Origin of the sequence: Marinobacter metalliresistant, assembly GCF_038098645.1 — a bacterium.
In the GTDB taxonomy this organism is placed as follows: Bacteria; Pseudomonadota; Gammaproteobacteria; order Pseudomonadales; family Oleiphilaceae; genus Marinobacter; species Marinobacter metalliresistant.
The window spans coordinates 2,331,911-2,358,266 of record NZ_CP101118.1; the positions used below are offsets into that span (position 1 = coordinate 2,331,911).

At 60.3% G+C, this 26,356-nt stretch carries 23 protein-coding genes; 10 read left to right on the forward strand and 13 right to left on the reverse strand.

Translation table 11 applies throughout. The annotated features are described in order from the left end of the window. The first annotated feature begins 160 nt into the window (after nt 1-160). A complete protein-coding gene (locus NLK58_RS10955) occupies nt 161-1,258 on the forward strand; it encodes an efflux RND transporter periplasmic adaptor subunit (protein ID WP_341580758.1) in 1,098 nt (365 codons plus the stop codon). After that, nucleotides 1,258-4,353: an efflux RND transporter permease subunit gene (locus tag NLK58_RS10960; protein WP_117618583.1), complete on the forward strand. Its 3,096-nt coding sequence runs from the start codon at nt 1,258-1,260 to the stop codon at nt 4,351-4,353. The genes NLK58_RS10955 and NLK58_RS10960 overlap by 1 nt, the downstream gene beginning before the upstream one ends. A 66-nt stretch (nt 4,354-4,419) precedes the next feature. Here the strand turns inward: NLK58_RS10960 and NLK58_RS10965 are convergent, their stop codons facing one another. The 3 genes from NLK58_RS10965 to NLK58_RS10975 all read right to left on the reverse strand — a co-directional run bounded on the left by NLK58_RS10965 (nt 4,420) and on the right by NLK58_RS10975 (nt 7,167). Then, complete coding sequence (locus NLK58_RS10965; protein ID WP_341580759.1) at nt 4,420-4,776, reverse strand: helix-turn-helix domain-containing protein; 357 nt, start codon at nt 4,774-4,776, stop codon at nt 4,420-4,422. Between the two features lie 16 nt (nt 4,777-4,792). After that, complete coding sequence (locus NLK58_RS10970; RefSeq protein ID WP_341580760.1) at nt 4,793-5,386, reverse strand: hypothetical protein; 594 nt, start codon at nt 5,384-5,386, stop codon at nt 4,793-4,795. 113 nt (nt 5,387-5,499) lie between these two features. Continuing rightward, nucleotides 5,500-7,167, reverse strand: a complete 1,668-nt coding sequence (locus NLK58_RS10975; protein WP_341580761.1) for an EAL domain-containing protein — start codon at nt 7,165-7,167, stop codon at nt 5,500-5,502. A gap of 242 nt (nt 7,168-7,409) precedes the next feature. On the opposite strand from NLK58_RS10975, the gene NLK58_RS10980 reads away from it, so the two are divergent. From NLK58_RS10980 to NLK58_RS11000, 5 genes are all read left to right on the forward strand, one after another. Further along, entirely contained in the window at nt 7,410-8,669 is a 1,260-nt protein-coding gene (locus NLK58_RS10980; protein WP_341580762.1) for a PAS domain-containing protein, read from the forward strand. Nucleotides 8,670-8,780: 111 nt separating this feature from the next. Further along, entirely contained in the window at nt 8,781-9,095 is a 315-nt protein-coding gene (locus NLK58_RS10985; protein WP_117618586.1) for a DUF3301 domain-containing protein, read from the forward strand. A 139-nt stretch (nt 9,096-9,234) separates the two neighbouring features. Beyond that, entirely contained in the window at nt 9,235-10,161 is a 927-nt protein-coding gene (locus NLK58_RS10990) for a triacylglycerol lipase (RefSeq protein WP_117618587.1), read from the forward strand. A 7-nt stretch (nt 10,162-10,168) separates the two neighbouring features. Continuing rightward, nucleotides 10,169-11,263: a lipase secretion chaperone gene (locus NLK58_RS10995; protein WP_341580763.1), complete on the forward strand. Its 1,095-nt coding sequence runs from the start codon at nt 10,169-10,171 to the stop codon at nt 11,261-11,263. Between the two features lie 79 nt (nt 11,264-11,342). Next, nucleotides 11,343-12,737 (forward strand): sensor histidine kinase KdpD, encoded by a 1,395-nt coding sequence (locus NLK58_RS11000; RefSeq protein ID WP_117618589.1) that lies wholly within the window; start codon nt 11,343-11,345, stop codon nt 12,735-12,737. On the opposite strand, the gene NLK58_RS11005 is transcribed toward NLK58_RS11000, so the two are convergent. After that, nucleotides 12,670-13,329, reverse strand: a complete 660-nt coding sequence (locus NLK58_RS11005) for a response regulator transcription factor (RefSeq protein ID WP_341580764.1) — start codon at nt 13,327-13,329, stop codon at nt 12,670-12,672. The two genes, NLK58_RS11000 and NLK58_RS11005, sit on opposite strands and share 68 nt — an antisense overlap. A 209-nt stretch (nt 13,330-13,538) precedes the next feature. Between NLK58_RS11005 and NLK58_RS11010 the strand changes: the two genes are divergently transcribed. From NLK58_RS11010 to NLK58_RS11020, 3 genes are all read left to right on the forward strand, one after another. Next, nucleotides 13,539-14,861 carry a substrate-binding domain-containing protein gene (locus NLK58_RS11010; protein WP_341580765.1) on the forward strand — a complete coding sequence of 441 codons (1,323 nt, stop codon included), beginning with the start codon at nt 13,539-13,541 and terminating at the stop codon, nt 14,859-14,861. A gap of 155 nt (nt 14,862-15,016) precedes the next feature. Continuing rightward, a complete protein-coding gene (locus NLK58_RS11015; RefSeq protein WP_117618591.1) occupies nt 15,017-16,312 on the forward strand; it encodes a pyridoxal phosphate-dependent aminotransferase in 1,296 nt (431 codons plus the stop codon). 56 nt (nt 16,313-16,368) lie between these two features. Continuing rightward, nucleotides 16,369-17,193 carry an inositol monophosphatase family protein gene (locus NLK58_RS11020; RefSeq protein ID WP_341580766.1) on the forward strand — a complete coding sequence of 275 codons (825 nt, stop codon included), beginning with the start codon at nt 16,369-16,371 and terminating at the stop codon, nt 17,191-17,193. Between the two features lie 425 nt (nt 17,194-17,618). On the opposite strand, the gene slmA is transcribed toward NLK58_RS11020, so the two are convergent. The 9 genes from slmA to NLK58_RS11065 all read right to left on the reverse strand — a co-directional run bounded on the left by slmA (nt 17,619) and on the right by NLK58_RS11065 (nt 26,234). Continuing rightward, entirely contained in the window at nt 17,619-18,206 is a 588-nt protein-coding gene (slmA, locus tag NLK58_RS11025; RefSeq protein WP_117620354.1) for a nucleoid occlusion factor SlmA, read from the reverse strand. 159 nt (nt 18,207-18,365) lie between these two features. Next, nucleotides 18,366-19,175, reverse strand: a complete 810-nt coding sequence (locus NLK58_RS11030) for a thiazole synthase (protein WP_341580767.1) — start codon at nt 19,173-19,175, stop codon at nt 18,366-18,368. A 78-nt stretch (nt 19,176-19,253) separates the two neighbouring features. After that, nucleotides 19,254-19,454, reverse strand: a complete 201-nt coding sequence (gene thiS, locus NLK58_RS11035; RefSeq protein ID WP_205422177.1) for a sulfur carrier protein ThiS — start codon at nt 19,452-19,454, stop codon at nt 19,254-19,256. Nucleotides 19,455-19,476: 22 nt separating this feature from the next. Then, the gene (locus NLK58_RS11040; RefSeq protein WP_376788048.1) at nt 19,477-19,890 is read right to left on the reverse strand and encodes a DUF423 domain-containing protein; all 414 of its coding nucleotides are present in this window, start codon (nt 19,888-19,890) and stop codon (nt 19,477-19,479) included. Continuing rightward, the gene (locus NLK58_RS11045) at nt 19,880-20,680 is read right to left on the reverse strand and encodes a symmetrical bis(5'-nucleosyl)-tetraphosphatase (protein WP_341580768.1); all 801 of its coding nucleotides are present in this window, start codon (nt 20,678-20,680) and stop codon (nt 19,880-19,882) included. The genes NLK58_RS11040 and NLK58_RS11045 overlap by 11 nt, the downstream gene beginning before the upstream one ends. Further along, nucleotides 20,673-21,503, reverse strand: coding sequence for a 16S rRNA (adenine(1518)-N(6)/adenine(1519)-N(6))-dimethyltransferase RsmA (gene rsmA / locus NLK58_RS11050; protein ID WP_117618594.1), 831 nt, complete (start codon nt 21,501-21,503; stop codon nt 20,673-20,675). Before rsmA ends, NLK58_RS11045 begins: the two co-directional genes overlap by 8 nt. Beyond that, nucleotides 21,500-22,510, reverse strand: coding sequence for a 4-hydroxythreonine-4-phosphate dehydrogenase PdxA (pdxA, locus tag NLK58_RS11055; protein WP_341580769.1), 1,011 nt, complete (start codon nt 22,508-22,510; stop codon nt 21,500-21,502). The genes rsmA and pdxA overlap by 4 nt, the downstream gene beginning before the upstream one ends. Then, on the reverse strand, nt 22,510-23,850 hold the full coding sequence (locus NLK58_RS11060) for a peptidylprolyl isomerase (protein ID WP_117620356.1): 1,341 nt from the start codon (nt 23,848-23,850) through the stop codon (nt 22,510-22,512). Before NLK58_RS11060 ends, pdxA begins: the two co-directional genes overlap by 1 nt. Nucleotides 23,851-23,912: 62 nt before the next feature. Beyond that, the gene (locus NLK58_RS11065; protein WP_117618596.1) at nt 23,913-26,234 is read right to left on the reverse strand and encodes an LPS-assembly protein LptD; all 2,322 of its coding nucleotides are present in this window, start codon (nt 26,232-26,234) and stop codon (nt 23,913-23,915) included. Between the last annotated feature and the right edge of the window lie 122 nt (nt 26,235-26,356).

The window sequence follows — 26,356 nt, forward strand, 5'->3', positions numbered from 1 at the left end:
TTGTAGGATGCTATGCTTTGTCAAACATGAATGATTCACGTATTCAATCAGTCCGTCGTCGGGCAATGGATCGGCAAGGGAGCACAGATCGCCAGCCTCCCTGTATATTCACCGATACTTGAATCGCAACGGCCGGACTCAGATTTCCAGGACCTGAACTATGCGCACTGCTTCCCGCTTTCTGATCGTCATCATTTTCCTCGGCGTGGTGTTCGGAGGTATCTTCGGCTACAAGTTCTACCAGTTTGGCCAGATGCAGGAGCAGATGTCCCAGCCCCAGCCGCCCGCCCAGATCTCCGCAACCAAGGCACAGACCGAAAGCTGGACACCCGCCATCAAGGCGGTGGGCAGCATTGAGGCGGTTAACGGCATTGAGGTTGCCAACGAGGTGCCCGGTGTTGTTGAGACCATCAATTTCGAGTCCGGTGACGCGGTTAAACAGGGCGACATATTGATCCGCATCGATGCCGCCATCGATGAGGCTGCCCTGCGCACACGCCGCGCCGAGGCACAACTGGCGGAGCAGGAGTTCAAGCGGGTTTCCGACCTGCTTCCCAGGCGCGCCGTTTCCCAGTCCCAGTACGATGAATCCAAGGCCAACTTCGATGCCGCCCGGGCCCGGGTTAACGAAGCCGAGGCCCAGCTCAGCAAGAAAATCATCCGCGCTCCGTTCGATGGCACCCTCGGCATCCGGATGGTCGACCAGGGCGAATACATTGCCACCGGCACCCCTATTGTCGAGATCAACATGCTTGATCCGATCTATGTGGATTACACCCTGTCTGAGAAAAACCTGCCAAACGCGAAGCCGGGTTATGCGGTGGTCGCCAAAGTGGCGGCGGTGCCCGAACAGGATTTCGAGGGCGCGGTCAGCGCCATCAACACGTCGGTCAACCCGGAGACCCGGACCGTTCGCGTTCGCGCCACCCTGGATAATCCCGAGAGCCTGCTGCGCCCGGGCATGTTTGCAACGGTCCTGACCCGACAACCGGGAGACAATGACGTGGTAACCGTGCCGCGGACCGCAATCTCCTATAACACCTACGGCGACTTCGTGTTTGTTGTTGAGGAAAACGACGAGGGTAATCTGGTCGTCAGCCGACGCACCGTCACCACCGGTGAGACCCGGAACACCCGCGTCGCCGTGCTTTCCGGCCTGGAAGCGGGTGAGACCATTGTCGCCAAGGGACTGCTGCGGCTGCGCGCCGGGCAAAAGGTCGCCATTCAGGACGAAGAGCCGCAGGAGGCACCTGAGTAATGCGCTTCACTGACATTTTTATCCACCGCCCGGTACTGGCGACGGTGGTCAGCCTGCTGATTCTGCTCCTTGGCGCAAGGGCCGCCATGGAAATGGAGATCCGGCAGTATCCGGAACTCGAGAGCACCACTGTGACGGTGACAACCGCCTATCCGGGTGCCAGCTCAGATCTGATCAAGGGCTTTATCACCACCCCCCTGCAACAGGCGATAGCGGAAGCCAGTGGTATCGACTACCTGACCTCCACCAGTTCCCAGGGCATCTCCACCATCGAAGCCAAGATGGTGCTGAACTATGACGCCAATGCGGCCCTGGCGGAGATTCAGGCCAAAGTGGCCAGCCAGCGCAATGTGCTGCCTGCCGAAGCCGAGGACCCGGTGATCACCTCTACCACCGGCGATTCCACGGCGCTGATGTACATTGCCTTCTACAGTACCGAGCTGGCAGTGCCCCAGATCACCGATTACCTGACCCGGGTTGTCCAGCCCCGGCTTCAGGCGCTCTCCGGTGTCGGTAAAGCCGAGCTGCTGGGCCGGAAATTCGCCCTTCGGGTCTGGCTGGACCCCGAACGCCTGGCCGCCGTGGATATGACACCCCCGGAAGTGGTGGCGAGGCTGCGTGCCAACAACTATCAGGCCGCCGTAGGCAACACCAAGGGCACCTACACCGAAATCAGCATGACCAGCGACACCGATGTGGCGGACCCGGACCAGTTCCGGAATCTGGTCATCAAACAGGCCGATGGCACCCAGATCCGCCTGCAGGATATTGCCCGTGTCGAGCTGGGCTCGGAAACCTATGATCAGTTGGCCCTGTACAAAGGGCAGCCAGCCACCTACGTGGCCATTGAACTGGCCCCCGGCGCCAACCCGCTGACCGTCGCAGGCCTGGTAAAGGGCGAACTGCCGGATATCGAGAGCCAGTTACCCTCCGGCCTGAACGTGCGACTGGCCTATGACGCCTCGGACTTCATTGAGGACTCCATCAATGAGGTGATCCAGACGCTGCTGGAGGCCATGATCATCGTTCTGGTGGTGGTATTCCTGTGTCTCGGCTCGGTACGCGCATCCATCGTGCCTTCCGTCGCCGTGCCACTGTCATTGATCGGTGGCGCCTTCATCATGCTGATGTTCGGTTTCTCGCTGAACCTGCTCACCCTGCTGTCCCTGGTGCTGGCCATCGGCCTGGTGGTGGATGACGCCATCATCATGGTTGAGAACGTGCACCGCCACATCGAGCAGGGCGAATCCCGCTTTGAGGCGGCAATCAATGGCGCGCGGGAGATGGCGGTGCCGATCATTGCCATGACCACAACGCTGGTGGCGGTTTATGCCCCCATTGGCTTTATGGGTGGCCTGGTCGGTTCACTGTTCACGGAGTTTGCCTTCACCCTGGCCGGCACCGTTGTCATTTCAGGCATTGTCGCCCTGACACTCTCGCCCATGCTGTCAGGGAAGGTGCTGAAGCCTCACGGTAACTCCGGGAAATTCGAGAGCCTGGTCGAGCGCAGCTTCAACGGCCTGGCGGCGGGTTACAAGTCTGCCCTGAGTTCACTGATGCAGACCAGGTCGGTGGTGGTGTTCTTTGCAATCGTGGTACTTGTGTCCATCTACTTCATGGTAACGATGAGCCAGAACGAACTGGCACCCACCGAGGATCAGGGCATTCTGTTCTATCAGGGCCTCGGGCCCCAGACCTCAACCCTCGACTACCTGCTGGAGCATGGTGATGAAATTCAGGAACGCATGTCTGCCGTTCCGGGGTACAACGAAGACTTCATGATCATCGGCATCACCGGCCCCAACGCGGTATTCGGTGGCTTCAAGATGGCGCCCTGGAGCGAACGGGACATCAGCCAGTTCGAAGCCCAGCCGCTGCTGGACGCTGAGCTGAAAAAGGTAACCGGTCTGCAGACCGCCGTATTCCCGCGGCCGTCCCTGCCTGGCTCCGGTGGCGGGTTGCCCTTCCAGTTCGTGATCACCACGGGCAGCAGTTACGAGCAACTGGACCAGGTGGCCGACGAGATGCTGGGTAAGGCCATGGCCAGTGGCAACTTTATGTTCCTGCAGAAGTCCATCAACTTCGACCGCCCGATTACCCGCATCAATGTGGACCGGGACCGGGTTGCGGATCTGGGTCTGTCGATGCAGGACGTTGGCCAGAGCCTGTCGAGCATGCTGGGAGGCGGTTACATCAACCGGTTCAGTATGGAAGGACGGTCCTATCAGGTTATTCCGCAGGTTGACCAGCAGTTCCGTCTGGACGCCCAGGCGCTCAATGAGTACTACATCCGTGCCGATAACGGTGCACTGGTACCACTGGGGAGTGTCGTGAGCTTCAGCCAGCAGGTTGAGCCGTCAAACCGGACCCAGTTCAATCAGCAGAACTCGCTGACCCTCCAGGGTGTGGTCATGCCCGGCGTTGCCGCCGGTAGCGCCATGGATTTCATGGAACGTACGGCGGAAGAGGTTTTCCCCCAGGGCTTCACGTATGACTACACCGGTCAGAGCCGCCAGCTTGCCACTCAGGGCAGCGCCCTGATGGTGACCTTCTTCCTGTCGCTGCTGGTGATCTACCTGGTTCTGGCGGCCCAGTTCGAGAGCTGGCGCGATCCGTTCATCATTCTGGTCTCGGTACCCATGTCGGTGGCCGGCGCCATGGCGTTTATCGTGCTCGGCTTCGCCACCATGAACATCTACACCCAGGTCGGGCTGATCACGCTGATCGGCGTGGTGTCCAAGAACGGCATCCTGATTGTCGAGTTTGCCAATCAGCTGCAAAAGGAACGTGGGCTGAACAAGTTTGATGCCGTGGTGGAAGCCGCCGCGATCCGTCTGCGGCCGATCATTATGACGTCCCTGGCGCTGATCTTTGCCATGGTGCCCCTGTTGATTGCGATCGGCCCGGGCGCGGAAAGCCGCTTTGCCATTGGCCTGACCATCAGTGCCGGCCTGGGTATCGGCACGCTGTTTACCATCTTCGTACTGCCCGCGTTCTATATCCTGCTGGGGCGGGACCACCATGGTTCGGGAGCCGATGAGTACTCGGACACGTCCGATGGTGACGATAACGGTAAGCCGGCAACGGCTCACTAAATCCGGCAACTGGAAAAACCCCGGCCACCATTCAGTGAGCCGGGTTCTTTATTGCCGTTCCGGAATTCAGTCCAGCGCCGGGGCCGGGGCAGAGACTGGCTTCCGGTGCTGCAGGTTGCGACGCCACTGCACGGTCTCACTGGGCAGTTCTCCGAAATGCTCCCGATAGAGGGCCGCGAACCGGCCAAGGTGGGAGAAGCCCTCATCAGCTGCATACCAGGAAATGTGGGGCACCTTGCACTGGCAATCCACCAGCCTGCGCCGCACCCTGATTAACCGGTTGCGCTGGTAAAACCGGTAGGGCGTCATCCCGGTTTCCCGCTTCATCAGGTAATAGAGGTTTCGCTCGCTGACACCGGAATGGCTGGCCAGCTCCCGCAGGTTAAAGTCCCAGGCAGGTTCCTGCCGGATTTTTTCGATCATCCGGACTATCCGGCGATCAAGCTCGGGGTGCCCGCGAGGTGGCGCCCCCCTCATTCCGCTCCATTGCCGCCAGTTGCCGGAAGAGGTCATCGGTCAGCTCTCTTGCGTGAGCATCGTCCCTGAAAAAGGACGAGCTATGCAGATACTCCGTGATCAGATTCTGGCAGGCGGCAAGGCGTTTGTCGCCTTCGTCTCTGATCAGGCTGTCCGGGATTCCGGCTGCCGGCCGGAGAATCATGACCCGGCCATTCCGGGGCAGGCGCAGCCTGAACCGGTCTGAGGATCGGGCAGCCGTTAAATGCAGCATGGGCTGCCCCGGCTTGCCCTGCAGAGCGATCTCTGGGTCGCCGGCCAGCGGCAGCAGAAACACCGGATCTGACGCACTCCAGCAAGTGATCTCCATGGCCTGACTGGCTTGGATACAAACCACCCTGCCCAGACTGGACGTCAGTGCCGACAGGGCACCAGCCGTGCCACTGCCTGAGTGCAGCTGACACTTCACACCATCCCAACCAGAGAGCTTTCGCAGGGCGACAAGCCACTCTCCGGGAAACGCCCGGTTGAGTCGCAGATAGGCATCAAGTTCTTGATCGGGTGCTTTGTTTGGCATAAGGTTCGGGAGGAAAGTGGTTTTTACCCACTATCAGGGCAACCCGGGCGTTTCCAGTAGCCAGATGTTGCAAAACACCCTGAAACCGGCGCTTTTTTTGCCTGTTATTGATGTTAATCAACCAGTGCACTGCCCAATGCCTGCCAGGGCAACGGTCTGGCCATTAGAAATCCCTGTCCCCGGTGGCACTTCAGTTCACGCAACCGGCTGTGCTGATCCTCGCTCTCGATGCCCTCTGCAACCACCTCCAGGCCAAGGGCCTCGGCAATCCCCAGAATCGCCGCGACAATCCGCGAATCCCCGGACTTGCCGCCAAGTCGCCAGGTGAACTGCCGGTCAATCTTGAGCACCTGAACCGGCAGGGTATGAAGGTAAGCCAGTGACGAGTAACCGGTCCCGAAATCATCAATTGCCACACCCACCCCCTGATGACCGAATTCCCGCAGCCGGTTCAGGCATTGCGGGGAAAGGTTCATCAGGTGGGTTTCGGTAATCTCGATTTCCGGCAGCCAGCCTATCCGCCGAATGCGGCAAAAGAGCGGACCAAGCAGCCCCTCCAGACGTGAATCGGTGATCTGACGGGCGGAGATATTGATCGCCAGCCGAAGGTCCCGGGGCAGCAATCCCGGGGAATCCGGGAGGTCGGCGAGGATACAGCGCACCAAATGCCCCGTCAGCTCGTGAATATGACCACGCTGTTCGGCAATAGGGACAAACTCGGCGGGCGAGACAACGCCAAACTCCGGATGCCGCCAGCGCAGCAGCGCCTCCAGGCCCGCGATGCGACCACTGTCAAGCCAATACTGGGGCTGGTAGACCACACTGAATTCTTCCGGAGCGGTTTTCAGGGAAGCCATCAGGGCCTCCGACAGGCGTTGTTCATGCCGGCCCTGCTCCGTGTCCACTTCGCTATAGAGACGATAACAGGCCCGGCCAGCGAGCTTTGCCGTGTACATGGCCCTGTCTGCGTTCTGCAGCAACTCACTGCCTGTTTTGCCGTGCTCCGGATAAACCGCCGCGCCAACGGAAGCTGAAAGAAAATACTCACGATGATCGACCACCATCGGGGCCTGGAAAATGTGGATCATGCGTTGACAGACACCGTCCAGATCCTCCCCGGACTGCAACTCTATAATGGCCGAAAACTCATCACCCGACAGCCTCGCCACCACGTCACCCTTTCTCAGAACGCTCTGGATGCAGTGGGCGGCGTGCTGCAGCACGCGATCACCGCATTCGTGGCCGTGGAGGTCATTAACCGATTTGAAGAAATCAAGATCCACAAACAGCACGGCGAACCGGTGACTGTCACGGGCGCGCCGGGCCACACGGGCCTTGAGGAACTCCTGGAACAGGGAACGGTTCGGCAGCTCGGTGAGGGGGTCGTAGTAAGCCAGCGAGGCCAGGCGCTCGTCGCCCGCCGCCACATCACCAACGTCCGTGAACACACCGGCCCAGAATCGACGATTTCCATGCTCCACGGGATAGATTGTCAGCCACTGGGGATAGGTCTCGCCGCTCTTTCGGCGGTTCCAGATCAGCCCCTCCCAGCGCCCGTGTCGCTCAAGGCTTTGCCACATGGCCTGATAGAACTCGGGCGAGTGCAGGCCGGAACTCAGTATCGACGGTGGCTGTCCAAGGACCTCATCTGACTGGTATCCGGTGACAGCGCGAAACATCCGATTGGCGTAGACGATTCGTGGTTCTGTCGTGGACAGCATGATTGCCCTGGGGTGGTTATCCACCAGGGCCCGGAAATCCTGTTGCTGTACTACCTGCATCCGCTGCTTACTCCTTTCAGCGATCCCTGAACCTGAACCCGATCCCGACGGATCAGGCATCAGCTTAAGCCGTATATGTCGCCAACATAGCCATATATTGCAAAAACCACCGGCTTCAGACCAAAGCACAAGAAAAACTGAAGGTTCGCTCAATTATTGCAATAATCGGATACCGGAGCGTCCGGGTGCGGCCGATAGTTGACTGGCAATAACACGAACAGCGACTCAGGAAAGGATTTTCCATGCGCGTTAACCAACCTGTGACCCAGCGAGAGCGGGTGTACCCGGAACACTATCACCTGATAACCACAACCGACCTTCGGGGAAAGATCACCGCCGCCAATGAGGAGTTTGCCGAAGTGGCCGATTACCCTCTGGACGAGCTGATGGGCCAACCCCACAACCTGATACGCCACCCGGATATGCCGCCAGGCGCCTTCGAGGATCAGTGGCGTACCATCAGGGCCGGTGAATCCTGGCGCGGGATTGTCAAGAACCGATGCCGGAATGGTGATCACTACTGGGTTGACGCGTTTGTGACGCCGATTCGCAAAGACGGCGACATTGTCGAGTTCCAGTCGGTCCGGACGCGGCCCCACCCCGACCAGATCAAGCGGGCCGAAAAACTCTACAAGGCCTGGAACACGGGCAAGGTGCCCCGGCGCTATCTGGCCGCCAGCCCTCCCCTGGCCGTCAAGCTTTTCAGCCTTTATGGCCTCCTGGCGCTGGCCATTCCGGGATTGGCTCCGGGCGGGCTCAGCCTGCCCACTATGCTGGCCATCGAGGGGCTTTTGCTGCTGGTATTCGCCGCGCTGTTCTGGCTTACCCTGCCAATGGTGCGCGGCGCCCGCTCTGCCTGCTGCGCCGCGCATCCGGCCATGCCCTGGATCTACACGGGCCGCCGGGACGAAGGGGCCTGGATCGAATTCGACCGGCAAAAGCGGGACGCCATTCTCAGGGCCGTCTCCGCCCGAATGCATGGCAATATTGGCAAACTCCACGGCCGCAAGCAGCGGACGGTTGAATGGGTTGCCAACTCGGTGGCCAGCATCCGCAGTCAACAGGGTGAGATACAGGATATCAGCCGGGCGTTTGAGGAGCTGGCCGAGAGTGTCCGCCGGGTCAGCGAACTGACCACCCGCAGCCACCAGGCAACTGACGATGCACGCCAGTCCGCCGGACAATGCCGTGACCAGATGCGGTCAATGAATCAGTCGCTTTCCGGGCTGAAAAACCAGCTCTCCGCAGCCAATGAACGCATGACGACCCTGTCCGAGAAAAGCGATGCCATCGGCATGGTTCTGGACGTTATCTCGGACATCGCCGAACAGACCAACCTGCTGGCACTGAACGCCGCCATTGAAGCAGGCAGAGCGGCTTCTGGAACTCGGCAACCGGTCGGTCCGGAGCAGCGAAAACGCCCGGGAAGAATCGGAGCATCTCGGCAACAATGTCGACCAGGCGCAGCTGCTGACCAGCCATTTTCTGCAGATGTTGTGTGACCGACTGTTGCCGACGCCGGCGGCGGAGAAAAGGCAACGATTCCCCGAGCCAACGCAATAAGGTAGTCTGGCGATCAACCCTCTGAAAAACCATGGAAGATCGCTGAAACCGTGACTCTTGGAACCCTGTTCTGGCTGTTTGTGGCCGGATTCGCCGTCTGGTACTGGTGGCGCGCCAAAGCCATCAAGGATTTTGTACTTCAGGCCGCCCGTCGCTACTGCAAGACTATGGATGTCATGCTTCTGGACGATGCTGTATTCCTTCGGGGCCTCTGGTTCAAGCGCGATGATCAGGGCCGGATCCGGGTATGGCGCCGATTTCTGTTCGATTTCACGTCTACCGGCGAAGAACGTTACACCGGCCGCATCATCATGCTCGGCCAGCGCATCCAGCACATGGAGCTGGAGCCTCACCGGTTTTCCTGAACACTCCGCCATGCCCCGGCTTCACGCCCTCACCCAAATGGGCGATTCCCGCCCGCCCCTTTGGCCCGAATAATCGACAACGCATCGACGACCGTCGGCTGTAAAACGCAGCCGTCAACAAAAACAACAGGAGTCAACCATGCGTATCCGATTTACCGCAGCAGTCATGCTGGGGCTGGCCATGCTGTCCGCCTCGTTTCTCAGCCACGCCGGTTACACCCAGACCCGCTACCCCATCGTTCTGGTCCATGGCGTTACCGGCTTCAACACCATCGGTGGGCTGGTCAACTACTTCCACACCATTCCCTGGAACCTGGAGCGCAGTGGCGCACGGGTTTATAGCGCCAGCGTGTCTTTCGTCAACAGCAGTGAGCAACGGGGCCAGCAACTGGCCAACTATGTCAACAGCCTGGGCCATGCCAAGGTCAACCTGATGGCCCACAGCCAGGGTGCCCCCACCTCCCGGGTGACCGCCGCACTGATTCCCCAGCGGATTGCCTCGATCACCTCCATCGACGGCGTCAACAAAGGCTCCAAAGTGGCAGACGTGGTTCGCGGCATTCTTCCGCCCGGCAGCTATGTGGAAGGCGGGGCGGACGCCATTGCCAACGCCCTCGGCGATCTGATCAACGCCCTGTCCGGCGCCAATAACCCACAAGACGGACTGGCCGCGCTGGAGACCCTGACAACGCCCGGAACCACCAGCCTGAACGATGCGCTGGGCTGGAAAGGGGTTAACCGCAACGCCTGCGCCGGCACCAGCGAGGACGTGTGGATCAACGGCAACCGCATCAAATTCTTTTCCTGGACCGGCCGTGGCGTCTGGACCAACGTCTTTGACATCACCGACCCCTTCCTGGGCATTACCGCCCTGGCCTTCGGCAGCGAGCCGAACGACGGGCTGGTCGGCGTCTGTTCGACCATGATGGGTAACGTGATCGGTACCCAATACGACATGAACCACGTGGATGCCATCAACCACCTGCTGGGCGCCCGCTCCCTGTGGACCAATCCGGTTACCCTCTACCGTACCCAGGCCAACCGCCTGAAAAACCGCGGGTTGTGAGGCGATCATGAAACAGCCCCTCATCGGTCACCGTCGATGGCTGTTTCCCGTTGCCCTGTCGGCCATTCTGGCCGGCAGCGGCCTCTGGTACGGCATCAACGATTACCCGCCTTTGCCAACCGCCGAAGCGCCGCTTTCCAGTGCGCAGCAAACCGGGCCCGCGCGGCCCTCGCCCGGGACCCTTCCCGCAGCCGCGCCAGTGGAGGCCGGGGTTCCGCCGGCACCCAACACCACCCCCAGGTCACTAGGCCCAGAGCCTTTTGCGCCGTCCCTGGCCGGCACCGATATCGACGGCGCCCTGAAGGCAGATGGAGACGGCCAACTGGTCATTGACCTGAAGGTCCGCGACTTCTTCGACTATTTTCTCAGTACCGTCGGTGAGGTTTCGCCGGAAACAGCCATCCGCCAGATTGAGCAGATGGCCCGGACGCATCTGCCAGAGCCCGCTTCCGGGCAGGCACTGGCACTGCTTGACCAGTACCTCGCTTACAAACAGGCATCGCTGGCCGTGATGCAAACCCGACTGGATCCCCGCCGGCAAGGCGACGCCGGCTACCAGTTGGCAGCGCTGGGCGATGCCATGGCACAACTGAAGAGGCTTCGCCAATCCACCTTCGATGCCGAGGTTCACCAGGCCTTCTTCGGGCTCGAGGAAGCCTACAGCGAATACACCCTGGCCACGCTGGCCATCCAGCAGCGGGACGACCTGAGCCAGCAGGGCAAGCAGGCATTGGTTGAATGGCATCGGAACCAGTTGCCGGAGGCCCTGAAAACGACCGAGGAGCGCCTTTACGCCACCACCCGCCAGCAACAGGCACGTATCGCCGCCATCACCAATGCCAGCTCGGCGGACGCTGCCGGCCAGCAACTGACCGATCTTGGCCTTGACCCCGAGGGCGTCGAGGGCGTGGTGAGCTACCTGGAACATCGGGAGCGGTTTGATCAGCGCTTCCAGAGTTTTCAGGAGGCACTGAATCGCAAAGGCGCAAACGGACTGGCAGCACAGGATCTGGAAGCCCGTCGCGAAGAACTCCTGCTCCAGCACTTCCCAAACGAGCAGGACCGAACCTGGGCACGCCTTAAAATGCTCGATAGCAGCTGACCGGAATGTGCTCAGGCTCGCGAAAGCGCGGGCCTGAGCCCGCTACAATCCGGGGACTGGCCCGCCATTGGATACGGTGATGAATACCGAGCAGCTCAGACACCAGCAGGCAACCGGTTTCCCGCGACTGCGCTTTGCACCCGATCTTGAACAGAGTTACCGGAAAACCCGTGCATCGCTGGTCCGACAGCGGGCACGGCCCGTTTCCATCGTGGGCCTGATCCTGTTCCTGATCTACGCCGCCATGGATGTGCTGACCTTGCCCGCCGAGCTGGCCCGGGTCACCGTGTCCATCCGGCTGGCCATCACCTGCCCGGTTATCGCCATCGTGGTCTGGCTGGCTTTTCGCCCTGCGCCTTCAGACAGGACCTTTGAGCGACTCTATACACTGGCTTATTTCCTGGGCGGCCTCAGCGTGATTGCAATTATCGGCGTAGCCCGGCACATGGCGTTTCCGCTGCCCTACGAGGGTATGATCCTGATGCTGATGTTCGGCTACTTTGCCATGGGGCTGCCGTTCATTAGCGCTTCCATGGTCTCACTGGCTCTGGTTTTCAGCTATTTCATGACTGAACTATGGAGTGGCATGCCAAGCCCCGTCATCATGAGCAACCTGTTTTTCCTGATGACGGCCAACATCATCGGCATGGTGGGTGCCTGGACCAGCGAGTACCGCCACAGGGCCCATTTTCTCGACCGACAGTTACTGGACCTGATGCACCAGGCGGCCCGGGACGAGAGCCGGCGTAAAACCGAACTCATCACTGCCGCCAGTCATGACCTGCGCCAACCCCTGAATGTGATCGACATAACACTGGAAAGCCTTTCGCCGGGTTCCGGGGAGCCTGGCAAAAATCCGGTAACGACCCAGTTAAAGGACACCATCCGGCATCTTCGCCGCCTGCTTGGCACCGTGTTCGACAGTGCCCGGCTGAATGAAGGCATGATCCGGCCGGACATCCAGCCAACACCGCTGGCACCGATTTTTCGCGGCGTGGGTGATCTGATGACCGACTCGATGGGCATCCGAAAGATAGACCTGTTGATCGACCATGATTCCGGCAACCTAAAAGTTCTGGCTGATCCCGGTCTCCTACTCCGGGTGCTTCAGAATCTGGTGTTCAATGCCGCGGAACACAGCGGCGGCACCAGGGTTCGGCTTGGTGCCAGTCGCCAGGGCCAGCATGTGCTTCTGACCGTCTCGGATAATGGTGCCGGCCTGTCACCAGACCTTAAGGACGACCTGTTTTCGCCCTATGTACGGGGACCCGGCCGAAGCGATTGCCCGGGCCTCGGGCTCGGCCTGACCATCGTCCGGGAGTTCTCTGCGCTGATGCAGGGGACCTGCGGTGTGGCCACGGAGCGAAGCGGGGGCTCGGCGTTCTGGGTACGTCTGCCTGCCGCGGCTACAGCCAACCCCGGGCCCGGGCAAGGCTCACGCATTCAGTCCGGTTGTGAACACCAAGCTGGGTGAATATCGCCTTGAGGTGGGTCTTGACCGTGTGCTCGGTCAGGCTCAGGCTCTGACAGATTCGCTTGTTGGGGAAGCCCTGGGCCAGCAACAGCAGAACGTCCATCTGTCTGGGGGTTAATGGCAGGTCCGGTGGCAGTGGCACAAGGCCACCGGGGAAATAGCCATCCCCCCGGATCACCGCCCGGACCATACTCACCAGTGCGGACCGGCCCGCCGACTTCGCCAGGAATCCGCTTGCCCCGGCCGCCCGTGCGGCCCGCACGGTATTTTCGTCTTCACTGCTGGAAATAATCACCACCGGCGGAGCCTCCCGGTAAGATGCCAGCCTTGGCAAAAGCGCCAGGCCGGTTTCGCCCTGCAGGGCGATGTCCAGCAGAACCAGCTCAAAGTCATCCTGATGGGCCAGCAGGTCGGCGGCGGACTCCACGCTCCGGACAGTGGTGACCGAAGCGGCCAACGCCTCCTGCTGCATCAACCCCGCCAGGCCCTGGGCGAACAGGGCGTGGTCATCGACCAGGAGCACCTTCGCCAGGGGCAACGGACGTTCGGAACGAACCCGGTTCCGGCCCGGCTCTGAAGTGATGGCCTCCATGGTTATGCCTCCCCCACTCTGTTTATTTTTGTTGCCGCAGACACGCCACTATAGGACAGGCTGGCCCATGGCTCCGCGGCCTGCTTAACATTTTTTACACGCTGGCCAGAAAGCCAGACATCGCACCCTGCAACTGAAACACAGATGTCATATTTCCGGAGCATTCTTTTCGTTTCTCAACCATCTGCCTAGTAAAGGTTTTTCTTAAAATGCCCCGACTCACACGGAATATTGCCACGTTATCCGGACTTTTTATCGCGACCATTCAGGCGCTACCCGCACAGGCCTATGAGCTGGAGATCCACGGCTCCAACACCGTTGGCGCAACTCTCGCCCCCATGCTGGTTACCGGCTATCTGAAAGAAAGAAGCGAAGGCAGGGTTTCAGCGAAAGGCACTGGGCAGGAAAACGAACAGATACTCTCTACTCGTCTGAACAACCGGCCAATGGAGGTGCTGGTCGCCGCCCATGGTTCGAGTACCGGTTTCAAGGCACTGGCTGCCGGTCAGGCAGACATCTGGGCGTCATCCCGCCCGGTGAAACCGTCGGAGGCGGAGCAGTTTCGTACCCGTGCCGACCTGACGGCCCTGGAGAGCGAACACGTCATTGCCATTGATGGCCTGGCGGTTCTAGTTCACCCGTCCAACCCGGTCAGTCAGATGAGCATTGACACCCTGGGGCGGATTTTCTCCGGGCAGATCCGGAACTGGTCTGAGCTGGGAGGCCCCGACCTGCCAATCCACCTGTACGCAAGGGACGACCGTTCCGGCACCTGGGACACCTTCAAATCCCTGGTTCTGGGGAAAACCTACACACTTGACGGGGAGGCCAGGCGTTACGAATCGAACGATCAGCTGTCCGATGACGTCAGCAGGGACCCATCAGGCATCGGTTTTTCCGGTCTGGCTTCCGTACACAACAGCAAACTGCTGGCGATTTCCGAAGGAAATGCTCCGGCACTGCGCCCAAACCAGTTGACCGTCGCGAGCGAGGACTACCCGCTGTCCCGGCGCCTGTTCATGTACACAGCCGGTAGCGAGATACCATCGCTGGCAGCCGGTCTGATTGAGTTCGCGCTGGGCCAGGACGGTCAGGCCCTGGTGGCGGAATCCGGGTTCATTTCCCAGAACCCCATCGCTGTCCGGCCGGAATTTGACGACTCCACGCCCGACAGTTTTCGCCGTCTGACCGGAAACTATCAGCGCCTGACGGTCAACTTCCGGTTCTCCGAGGGCCGGACCAAACTCGACAACAAGGCCCGCAGGGACCTGCAGCGGGTGCAACAATACCTTGCACGGAATGATCGATCCTCCGGCGACCTGTTACTGATCGGATTCGCCGACACCCAGAGCCATGAGTTGCGGGCGCAGATGATCTCGGAACTGCGCGCCCTGTCGGTACGCAAGGCGCTGCAAGAGGCGGATGTGCCGGACGTTGCCTATACCGGCTACGGCCAATACATGCCTGTCGGCGGCAGCGGCAGCCCCCGTAACGGTCGGGTGGAAGTCTGGATCAAGTCGCGTCAGCCCTGATCAGCCCGCCGGGGAACGCGGGTGAGAGCGACCAACGTTCGACCGGCAACTACGGCAATCACCTATCCGCTCCCCCATCACAGATATGTTTGGGTTTTCTATACTGACGGGGTCAATCTCAATCAACAGCCACTTCCAAGCAACAGACAGGGACAATGGACATCCAAAACGACCACCGTTTCGCGATCAACCTGAATGTGCGGGGCATCCAGCCCTCGGCCACCCTTCGCATCAACGAGCTGAGCAACCAGCTCAAGTCCCAAGGCAAGGACATCATCAAACTCGGGCTGGGGCAATCGCCCTTCCCGGTTCCCGATCGTGTGGTGGAGGCGCTCAGGGAGCACGCCCACGAAAAAGACTACCTGCCAGTCAAGGGCCTGAAAGGCCTCCGCGAAGCCATCGCCGGATACATTAACCGAAGTGAGCGCATGCGCTGTACATGGGAAGACGTTCTCATCGGCCCGGGATCGAAAGAACTTCTGTTCATGCTGCAACTGGCCTATTACGGCGATTTGCTGATTCCGCGCCCGAGCTGGGTGTCCTATGCCCCGCAGGCACGGATTATCGGTCGCTCGGTACACTGGCTGCCGACTCACGCCGAGAACAACTGGCAGCTGACCGCCGAGGAACTGGACATCGTCTGCCGCGACGACCCGTCCCGGCCCCGGATCCTGATCCTGAACTACCCGTCCAACCCGACCGGCTGCACCTACACCGACGATCAGCTGCTGGCCATTGCCAACGTGGCCCGCAAATACCGGCTGATCCTGCTGTCGGACGAGATCTACGGCGAAGTACACTTCGAAGGCAGACACAAATCCATCGCCCGCTATTACCCGGAAGGCACCATCATCAGTACCGGCCTGAGCAAGTGGGCCGGTGCCGGTGGCTGGCGTCTCGGTACCTTTATCTTCCCGCCGGAACTTCGACCGCTGCAGGACGCGATGGCCATCATCGCCAGCGAAACCTACACCGCCACCAGTGCGCCGATTCAGCATGCGGCCATTGCCGCGTTCAACGGCGGCGACGACATTGAAGAATACCTCAAGCAGTCCCGTCGGATTCTGAAAGTGGTGGGCGAGTACATGCATCGCCGCCTCAGCGAGATGGGGGCGGTGGTCCAGAAGCCTGAGGGCGCGTTCTATCTGTTCCCGGACTTCTCGGGTTTCCGGGATCAACTGGCGAAGAAGGACATCAAGACCAGCCAGGCCTTCTGCCAGGCCCTGCTGGAAAACACCGGCGTGGCCATCCTGCCGGCCAGCGACTTCGGATTCGTACCGGATCACCTGGCGGCCCGCCTGGCCTTTGTGGATTTCGACGGCGCCGAATCCCTACGGCTGGCGGGTGGCGACTACGCGGATCAGGAACTGGGCGACGAGTTCATCAAACAGGCCGGCCCGAGACTGGTCAAAGCCATGGACAAGATGGACCAATGGCTGAACAGCCTCTGATTCTGCCGTGTTAGACTGACGCCCTCATTCTGCTACGGGATATCAACGAGGGCGCCATGTCTGATTCTGCTTCCCTGCTCGAGATTACCGACTTTGCTGAAACCCTGGCTCGCGAGGCAGGCGAACTGATCCGTCGCGAGCGTGCCGGCAATGCCCTGCGTACCGACTACAAACACCAGACCGAGCTGGTGACCCACGCCGATGTGATGGCCGATGAATTCATCACCGGCGCCATCCGCAAGCGATTCCCTGGCCATCGCATCCTCTCCGAGGAAACCATGCCGGACCTGAGCCAGGCCGAGGAGCTTGAGACGCCGCTGTGGATCGTGGATCCCATCGACGGCACGGTGAACTACGCCTACGGCCACCCCCAGGTTGCGGTGTCGATTGCCTATGCCGAAAAGGGCCGGGTCCAGGCCGGGGTTGTGCACGCACCGTTTCCCGGCGAAACCTTCCGGGCGACCCGTTCAGGAGGCGCCACCCTCAATGATCGTCCTATCCGCCACAGTGGCGCCACGGTTCCCCGGGACTCCCTGTTCGCTACCGGTTTTCCGTATACCAAGGACAACCTGGAACCGTTGGTCAAACGCCTGGACGCGATGATTCACCAGTGCCGGGATCTGCGCCGCATTGGTTCAGCGGCGCTGGACATCTGCTGGGTGGCCTGCGGACGCCTGGACATCTATTACGAAAACGTCAGCCCCTGGGACTTCGCCGCTGCCCGCCTGATCGCCCTGGAAGCCGGCGCCACAGCGGGTCATTTCAGCAAAGTGCCGGACGGTTACCCCGCCGACCTCTGGGGCCGGGACATCCTGATTTCGGCACCGGCGGTCTGGGAGCCGGTTCGCGGGATTCTTCGTGCGGCTTCCGGGTATGAGTGAGGTTTCGGAGCCAGCCTCTGTTGTGCAGCCTGCCGGCTTTAGAGGCAGGCATGGAATGGGAGCCTTCTTCCCGGAACCGCTACAAGCACATCCATGTGCGCTTGACTCCGGCCATCCATGGCCTCCGACATTCCGGGAAGAAGGCTCCCATCCCATGCCGACGTTACTTAGGTGATATTCGAAACCCGAACAAGGCAACATCGTAGGTCCGATTAGACAAAACCGTAATCTGACAATCGACCTACCGCTGATATATCTGATGATTCAGAAGGGATTGGTGGGATTGCCCTGCACAGAATGTTGGAGGCCAAGGATGGCCGGAAACAAGCGCACATGGATGTGCTCGTAGCGGTTCTGTGCAGGGCAATCCCACCAATCCCCTGCGCCACAAGCATCAGGCTACGAACCAGAAGCCAACTCGAAGCTTAGCCCCAAACACCTTCAGCAACCAACCCCCAACTCTCGTCGAAGTCGGTCGAAGGCAACCGCGAAAACGAGGACCGGACAAACCGTTGGATTCGGCCTTCCACGAACACCAGGACATAATCCGCCCCCCGGGCGGCACTGGTTCGGGGCCTCAGGCCCTGGCGGATTTCGCCTTCTTTGAGGGCCTGGCGCACCTGGGTTTCCAGGCGTTCGAAAAACTGCGACGCGCGTCTGCGCAGGGCGTCGTTCTCGCCCATCAGGGCATCGCCGGTCAGCACGCAGCACAGGCCCGGATTGCGTTCGGCGAACACCAGTACCAGATGCACCAGTTGTTGCAGGCGAACCCGCACATCCTCCTGCTCCTGGAGGATCACCTGGCAGCGTGAGAAAACCGCGTCTTCGGCAAACTCGATCAGGGCCTCGAACATTTTCCGCTTGCTCGGAAAATGACGGTACAGCGCCGCCTCGGTGACGCCCACGGATTTGGCAAGGCCGGCAGTGGTGATGCGGGCTCCCGGGTCGGTCTCCAGGAGTTCCACAAGGGCATGGAGAATCGCCTCGCGGCGACTGGGTTTCTGGTCAGTCATGGCAGGACAGCAGCGCTCTGATTTATCGTTGTCGGGGCCGGTCGTTGGGTGCCGGCCCTCGGTTATCTTTGAACCTGAGATCGGATGAATGCTTTCATCTGATCCCATTTTCAGCCGGGGTCAGATGAACGCTTTCATCTGACCCCAATTTCAGCCTTATCAAAAGAAGGTGCCATCAATCGGCGACGATGCGCTGGCATAGAGTTTCTTGGGCATCCGGCCGGCCAGGTAGGCTTCACGGCCGGCTTCAATAGCCAGGCGCATGGCGTTGGCCATTTTAATCGGGTCCTTGGCCTGGGCGATCGCGGTATTCATAAGCACCCCGTCGCAACCCAGCTCCATGGCAATAGTGGCGTCGGATGCAGTGCCAACGCCGGCGTCGACCAGCACGGGAACGCTGGCATTCTCGACAATCAGGCGGATGTTGTACCGGTTCTGGATGCCAAGCCCGGAGCCAATGGGCGCGCCCAGGGGCATGATTGCAATACACCCCATATCTTCAAGGCGCTTTGCCAGCAATGGGTCGTCGGAGCAGTAGACCATCACCTTGAAGCCGTCCCGGATCAGCTCGTCGGCCGCCACCAGTGTTTCGGTCATGTTCGGGTAGAGGGTCTTTTCCTCACCCAGGACCTCCAGTTTCACCAGATCGTGGCCATCGAGGAGTTCCCGGGCCAGTTTGCAGGTGCGCACCGCATCCCTGGCGGTGTAACAGCCAGCGGTGTTAGGCAGGATGGTGTAGCGTTCCGGAGAAATCACATCCAGCAGGTTGGGCTCATCCGGGTTCTGGCCCAGGTTGGTCCGGCGAACGGCAACGGTGACGATTTCCGCGCCGCTGGTCTCAATGGCATGACCGGTTTCCATGAGGTCGCGGTATTTGCCGGTGCCCACCAGCAATCGGGACTGATAAACCCGGCCGGCGATTTCCAGGGGTTTGTCTTCGGGAAGCTGCAGTTCGGATGTCTCTGTCATAGTGTTCCTGGGTAGCTTGAATTCGGGACGATGAAAACCGTCGGTACGGTGGCTCAATCAGCGGCAAGTGCACTATCGTCAGCCGCCACCAATGGCGTGAACAACTTCTACACGGTCGCCATCGCTTAGGGTAAATTCCGGGTGCCGGCTCCGGGGGACGATGTCCTCATTAACCTCGACGGCCAGCCGTTTGCCGCCGAGGGCCATTTTATCAATCAGCGTGGCAATGGTCGCGCCTGCCGGCAACTCCATCGCATCGCCATTTACCTGAACCTGCATGTGTGCTGCACCTCTGTATTCGTCATTTGTTCCGGCGTATCGCGGACATTACCAACAGTGCCCAACCAACCATAAAGCACCCCCCGCCGAGCGGAGTAACCGGACCAATCCAGCGGATGTCGGTCAGAACCAGCAGGTAAAGACTGCCGCTGAACAGCAGGATTCCAGCCAGATAAAACCCGGAGGCCCAGCACAGAAGTCTTCTGGACAGGCCCAGCCCGGATAACACCGCCACCAGAACCAGCGCAATGGAGTGGTACATCTGATAGGTGACGGCGGTCTGGAAAACTTCAAGACCCCGTTCGCTGACCAGGCTGCGCAGACCGTGGGCGCCAAAGGCACCGGCCAGCACCGCCAGAAGTGCCAGAAGGCCGCCGGCGACAAGGGGAGCCCCCAAAACGCGCCCGGTGCCCTGTTTTACGGAGTCAGCAGTCACAGTGGATCTTTTCTCCGGAGTCCAGATTCATCATGGTCAGTACGCCGCCCCAGACACAGCCGGTATCCAGGCCGATGAACCGATCATCTCCGGTGTTGCCTTCCAATGCCGCCCAATGCCCGAATACCACACGAGTATCGTCACCACGAGCGTAGCGGAACCAGGGGGCAAAGCCTTCCGGGGCACTGTCCGCGGAGTCCTTGGTGGTCAGCTCCAGCGTGCCATCCCCGGCAATAAACCGCATACGGGTGAAATAATTGGTAATAACCCGCCAGCGGTCCATGCCCGCCAGGCCTTCATCCCAGCACTCCGGCCGGTTGCCATACATGTGGGTGAAATAGTCTTCTGCGGCATTACCGCGGATCACCTCTTCCACCTCGCGGGCAAAGCGCATGGCCTGTTCCACGGACCAGATATGGGGCAGCCCCGCGTGGGCCATGACCAGGTTGCGGGCCGGATCGTGAATACAGAGATACTGTTGCCGGAGCCAGTCCACCAGCCGGTCGTGGTCGGGCGCTTCCAGAATATCGGCCAGGGTGTCTTTACGGCGGGTTTCATGGCCACCCAGGGCAACCGCCAGCAGGTGCAGGTCGTGATTGCCGAGCACCACCACCGCAGAGCTCCCAAGGCTTTCAATGTATCTCAGGGTTTCCAGTGAGGAAGGGCCCCGGTTGATCAGGTCCCCCGCTACCCAGAGGCGGTCCCGTGAGGGTGAGAAGTCCACTTTGGCCAGAACATCCCTCAGGCGGTCGTAACAGCCCTGAATATCGCCAATGGCGTAGTCAGTCATTACTTACCTCGTTTGCCGTTTTAGCCGCGCCTTTTTCATCCGCCAACAGATCTGCAATGGCCACATAATCGGCCAGGCCCAGGTTCTCAGGGCGCAGGCCGTCGCTGATTCCCAGGCTCTGCAGCTGTGCCACTGACACCATGCCCCCAAGGGCCTTGCGCAGGGTTTTTCGGCGGGCGTTGAAGGCGGTCCGCACCACGGCCTGCAGGGTGGTCAGATCCCTGGCCGGATGTGGCAGGGTCCCATGAGGCACCAGGCGGACAATGGCCGACTCCACTTTCGGTGCCGGCCGGAAAGCGCCGGGGCCGACTTCAAATAACGGCTGCACCTTGCAGAAATACTGGGTCATAATGCCCAGACGCCCGTAATTGTTGTCCCCCGGTACCGCCGCCATCCGCTGCACCACCTCTTTCTGGAGCATGAAGTGCATGTCCTGCACGACACCTGCCTGCCCCAGCAGGTGGAAAATCAATGGCGTAGATATGTTATACGGCAGGTTGCCTATAATCCGCAGGGGCCGGTCAACCATCAGCTGGCTGAAATCGAACTTGAGCGCATCCGCTTCATGGATCCGGAATTCCGGGTAGTTGAAGAATTTGGTGCGCAGTACCGGAATCAGGTCTCGGTCAAGCTCCACCACCTGGAGCCGGGGGTTCACCGCCAGGATTTCCTCGGTCAGGGCGCCCAGGCCAGGGCCGATTTCCACGATCGAGTCATCCGGCCCGGGGTTAATGGCGCGGATGATGCGCTCGATAACGCCCGGGTCGTGCAGGAAGTTCTGACCAAACCGCTTTCTGGCCTGGTGGCCGGCTTTGTTACTCACGAACGTGTCTCTTGACTGGAAGATTTTTGACAGCGGGCCATTTGCTCACCCACTCTGATGGCCCTATGCAGGCTGCCGGAATCGGCCCGGCCGGTGCCGGCCAGATCCAGGGCCGTCCCGTGGTCCACGGAAGTGCGCACAATGGGCAGGCCCAGGGTGATATTCACGGCACGCCCGAAGCCCTGGAATTTCAGCACTGGCAGCCCCTGATCATGATACATCGCCAGAACGGCATCGGCCTGGTCGAGCCAGTGTGGCGTGAACAGGGTATCGGCCGGGAGTGGCCCGGTCAGTGAAATACCCTCACCCCGGAGTTTGTCCAGGGTTGGTTCGATAGTTTCAATTTCCTCACGACCAAGATGACCACCCTCACCGGCATGGGGGTTCAGTCCGGCCACCAGAATCCGCGGGTGTCCGATTCCGAAGAACCGTTTCAGGTCGGCATCGAGAATCCGGGTAACCTGGGACAAACGCTCCGGGGTGATGGCTGCCGAAACGTCCTTGAGTGGCAAGTGGGTGGTTACCAGCGCCACACGCAGCTGCTCAGTGGCGAGCATCATCACCACCCGCCGGACCCCGCACAGCTCCTGCAGAAATTCGGTGTGGCCACTGAACGGGATACCGGCCTCGTTAATCACGCCTTTATGAACCGGCGCGGTGACCATGCCATCAAAGTCTCCGCTCAGACAGCCGTTACCGGCGATTTCCAGGGTTCTGAGCACATAGCCGCTGCCGGCAGGGTCCAGCCTTCCTGGCTGGTGACTGGCACACCCCTCGACGTGCAGCACGGACACATGGCCCGCCTCCATTCGGGGTGCCTTGCCCGGGCGCCAGGGGTGCAGCACAACAGGTAACTCCATTTGCCGCGCACGGGCTTCCAGCAGCGGCTGGCTTGCAACCACCACAATTCCGGCCGTCCGGATCTCCAGCGCAAGCTGAAGACACAGCTCCGGACCAATGCCCGCAGGCTCGCCTGCGGTCAGTGCCAGCACCACGGGATCCGTCATCAGGAAACCGGCTCTTCTTCCGCGGGGGCATCGTTGGCGTACTCACCCTTGAACTCGACGAAGGCCTCGTCGCGGATTTCCCGGAGCCAGTTCTGCAATTCGGTCTCGAACTTGCGGCGGTAGATTGCCTGGCGCGCCTCAGACTCCCGTACTTCACCACTGATGTCCTTCTGACGGCGCTCCTGAACCTGCAGGATGTGCCAGCCGAACTGGGACCGGAAAGGCCCGCGGAACTCGCCGACATCAGCCTCCGTCATGGCCTGCTCAAACGCCGGCACCATCTGGCCCGGGCTCACCCAGCCAAGGTTGCCGCCGTCGGAGCCGGATACCGGGTCGTCGGAATACTCCTTAGCCAGGGCGCTGAAACCGGCGCCATTCTGAAGCTGTTGGTAGAGATCCCGGATCCTGGCTTCCGCCTGGCTGTCGGTTGTCGCTTCAGACGGCCGAACCAGAATATGACGAACGCGATGCTGCTGAATGACCTGCTTTTGCTCTCCACCGCGCTTGTCCATCACCATCACCAGGTGGAAGCCACTGTTGTTTTCCAACACCGGCGATGGCTCTCCCACCGCCAGATCCGGCACCACCGGAGCGACCAGAGAGGGCAGTTGCCCCTCGGCCCGCCAGCCCATGTCACCACCTTCAAGGGCATTGCTGGCATCGGATTCCGCGACAGCAACTTCGCGGAAATCACGCCCTTGGGCGATCTCGCTGCGCAGACGCTCAGCCTTTTCCCGGGCGGCTTCCATTTCAGCTTCATCGGAGGGATCGTCAACACTGACAAAAATATAGGCCAGCCGATATTCCGCACCGTTGTTTCCGCGGGCTTCCTGACTCTCCAGATAGTTCTCAACCTCCCGGTCGGTTACCCGGACCCGGGTACCCACCTGTCGCTGCTGCACCCGGCTGGTCAGCATTTCCTTGCGGATCTGCTCCCGGGCCTGGTTATAGGTAACCCCTTCCGCCTCCAGTTGCGCTTCAAACTCGGACAAAGCCATGCCGTTGCGATCAGCAATATTGGCCATGGTTTCGTTCAGTTCGTTATCGCTGATACGCATGCCGGCCCGGTCCGCCATCTGCATCTGGATCGAGTCGGTGATCAGTTGGTCAAGAACCCGTTCTTCCAGCACCTGTCTCGGCGGCAGTCCGGTACCCTGGGCTCTGAGCCGGCTGGCGATGGTGTTGATCCGGGCCTCCAGCTCGGTCTGAAGAATGACATCCTCATCCACGATGGCCACCACCTGATCCAGCAGTTTTCGCTCTGCCTGCACGGTCAGCGGTGCCATGACGGCGAGAAAAACCAGTAACGCTTGAACACCATGGCGAAGAGTCGCCTTCATAATCACCTCTGCAAATAGAATATGAGCCTGCATGCCAGTACGGGGCTTAGTCCCACTCCTGGTCAGGGAGTTCCGTACCGGCGACGCTCCCTTTCGTCAAACCCGTAAATCGCCTCGGAAATCCGCGCCGAGGCACCACCACTGCCACCCAGTCCTTTCAGCTGAATCTGAAACAGTATGCGCCCCTGAAGCTCCCGGTCGTAAGTCAGGTAATTCTGGTGAACCACCTGAATGCTCCAGCAGCAGTTGTTGTATTCAATGCCGGCCAGGGATCCCACCGTACGGTCAAGGCTTGAGTCGTAGACCCAGCGGCCGATCAGACTAACACGGTCCGTCACCGGGAAAACCGTCGCAATGTCTGACTGTTCCAGTTCATCCCGGCTATAGGTGTGCCCCAGACTGGCCAGGTAGCGGTAATCACTGGAATGGAAAGTCAGCTGACTTCGACCTTCCTCGGTATCACCGGTGTCGGGATCCCACAGGCCAGACGACCGGATCTCCAGAGTATCAAGCGGGTTGAGCACCACCTCACCCGCCAGCGGAGAACGGCTCCGGGTTCCGCCCCCCTCACCAAACAGGGTTACCTCACGGTCGTCAAAGTACTGCACCTGGCCGATACTGAACCTGGCCCGCTCGGCACCGGTGAGCAGGTCATTGAAACGGCTGGTCAGGGCCACGGTCAACTGGTTGGCGTCACCTACCCGATCACCGCCGGTAAAGCGATCCGGCTGAAACAGCTGGTCAAACCGGAACGTCTGGAGGTCGGTGTCAAAGTCAGGAATGTCATTCTGATCCGCGTCCGCATTGGCCCATACATAGTACAGCCGGGGCTCAAGGGTCTGGTTGTAGGGCACATCAAACAGACTGCCCTGACGGTCGAAATAAAGCCCGTTATCCCACTCGGCAACCGGCACCGTGCGATCAAACGCGCCATCGCCGAGATCGTAATCATCGAGATCGTAGCGGGTGTAATCCACACTCACCGAGGGGCGACTGAAGCCCCACAACGCCCGCAGTGGCAGAGCCAGTTCCGGCCGGGCCCGGAACCGCTGACCGTTGGCCTGGTCCAGACCAGTCAGTCCTTCGTTATCACGGTAAAAAACGGTGTACTGACTCTCCAGATTCGCTTCCAGAATACCCGCGCCTGCCTGTCCCGCGTAGATTATTTCAGGCAGCTGGGCATAGGGCTTATCCTCATTGGCAATACTTTCACTGATGGTCTGGTAATCGTTAAGGTAGGCATCAAAATACTGCTGGTCGCTCCGGTAAGTGACCCCACCCTTTCTTTGCAGGTGGGTTGCCTGGTTAATCTCCAGGTTACGGTTCAGGTCGCTGAAATAGTCCTCGTCACTCACTACGGAAAAATCACCGTAGCCGGACCAGCCACCGCCGAACACCGCCCTCGTGGTGGCATCCAGAGCCCAGCGCTCGCCCGATTCGCCGGGATTCTCGGCCGCGAACTCCGAATCGCTGCCGATGTAGCCCAATTGCAGCGTCGTCTCGCCCAGCGAACTGAGATAGCGGCCCTCGGCCTCGTTGAACAGGCCCCGGCCATTCATGTACTGAGGCGTGAGCGTGGCGTCATAATGGGGGGCAAGGTTCAGATAATAAGGTAGCGCGAGAAAGCCTCCGCTACCGGCAGTGGAAGAACCGAACTGGGGATACAGAAAACCGGATTTCCGGCGGTCATCAATAGGAAAATTGGCCCAGGGCCAATAGAAAACCGGCACATCCAGAACCTCAAGGCGAACGTGCCTGGCAGTGCCAAAACCCTCCGCCCGATTCAGTCTGATATCCGAGGCGACAATGGCCCAGTCGTTCTGCCGCGGGCCACAGGTGGTCAGTAACCCGTCCTCCATCACGACCTGTTGCTCGCTGAGCCGTGACAGGCTGCCGGCCCGGCCACGCATTTCCGGCCCATGGAGCAGAAAAGTGGCGGTATTGACGTCGAGGCGTCCGGTCTCGACGTTGTAATTCGCGCTGTCACCGGTCAGCAGGAAGCCGTTGCCTCGGCTTACCAGAGGCCCCTGAACCGACACCGCCCCCTCGGCCTGGTTGTATCTTGCTTCAGAACCCGTTACCTGGAACTGGCCCTGTCGAATGCGTACATCGCCCTGAAGAAAGAGCTCCTGATCTATCTCGTAGCGGGCATTCAGGCCTCTGGCTTCCAGGGGCTGTTCCACGTCAACGCCTCCGGCAAATGCACCGCCTGCGCCTTCACCATTGCCGGACGGCAGGTAGCCGCCGTCACAGAACGCGGGCAATGCCAACCGGGTCTTTTCCGGCAACTCTGCCCTGGGCCGCCAGTCAATCTCCGCCGCCGACGGGGCCGTTTCTGCATGGCCAGTGGCCCATCCGAGCCCCAGCGTGCCAGCCACCAGCAATAGGCCATACCGGTGCTGCTGCCGGCTTATCGGCCTCTGCGGTGGGCGTTCTGGACATGGCACAGTGGCTGAATCCTGTTCCGGGTGAATGTGAGGACGGGCAACGTTAACAGCGGCCTAGT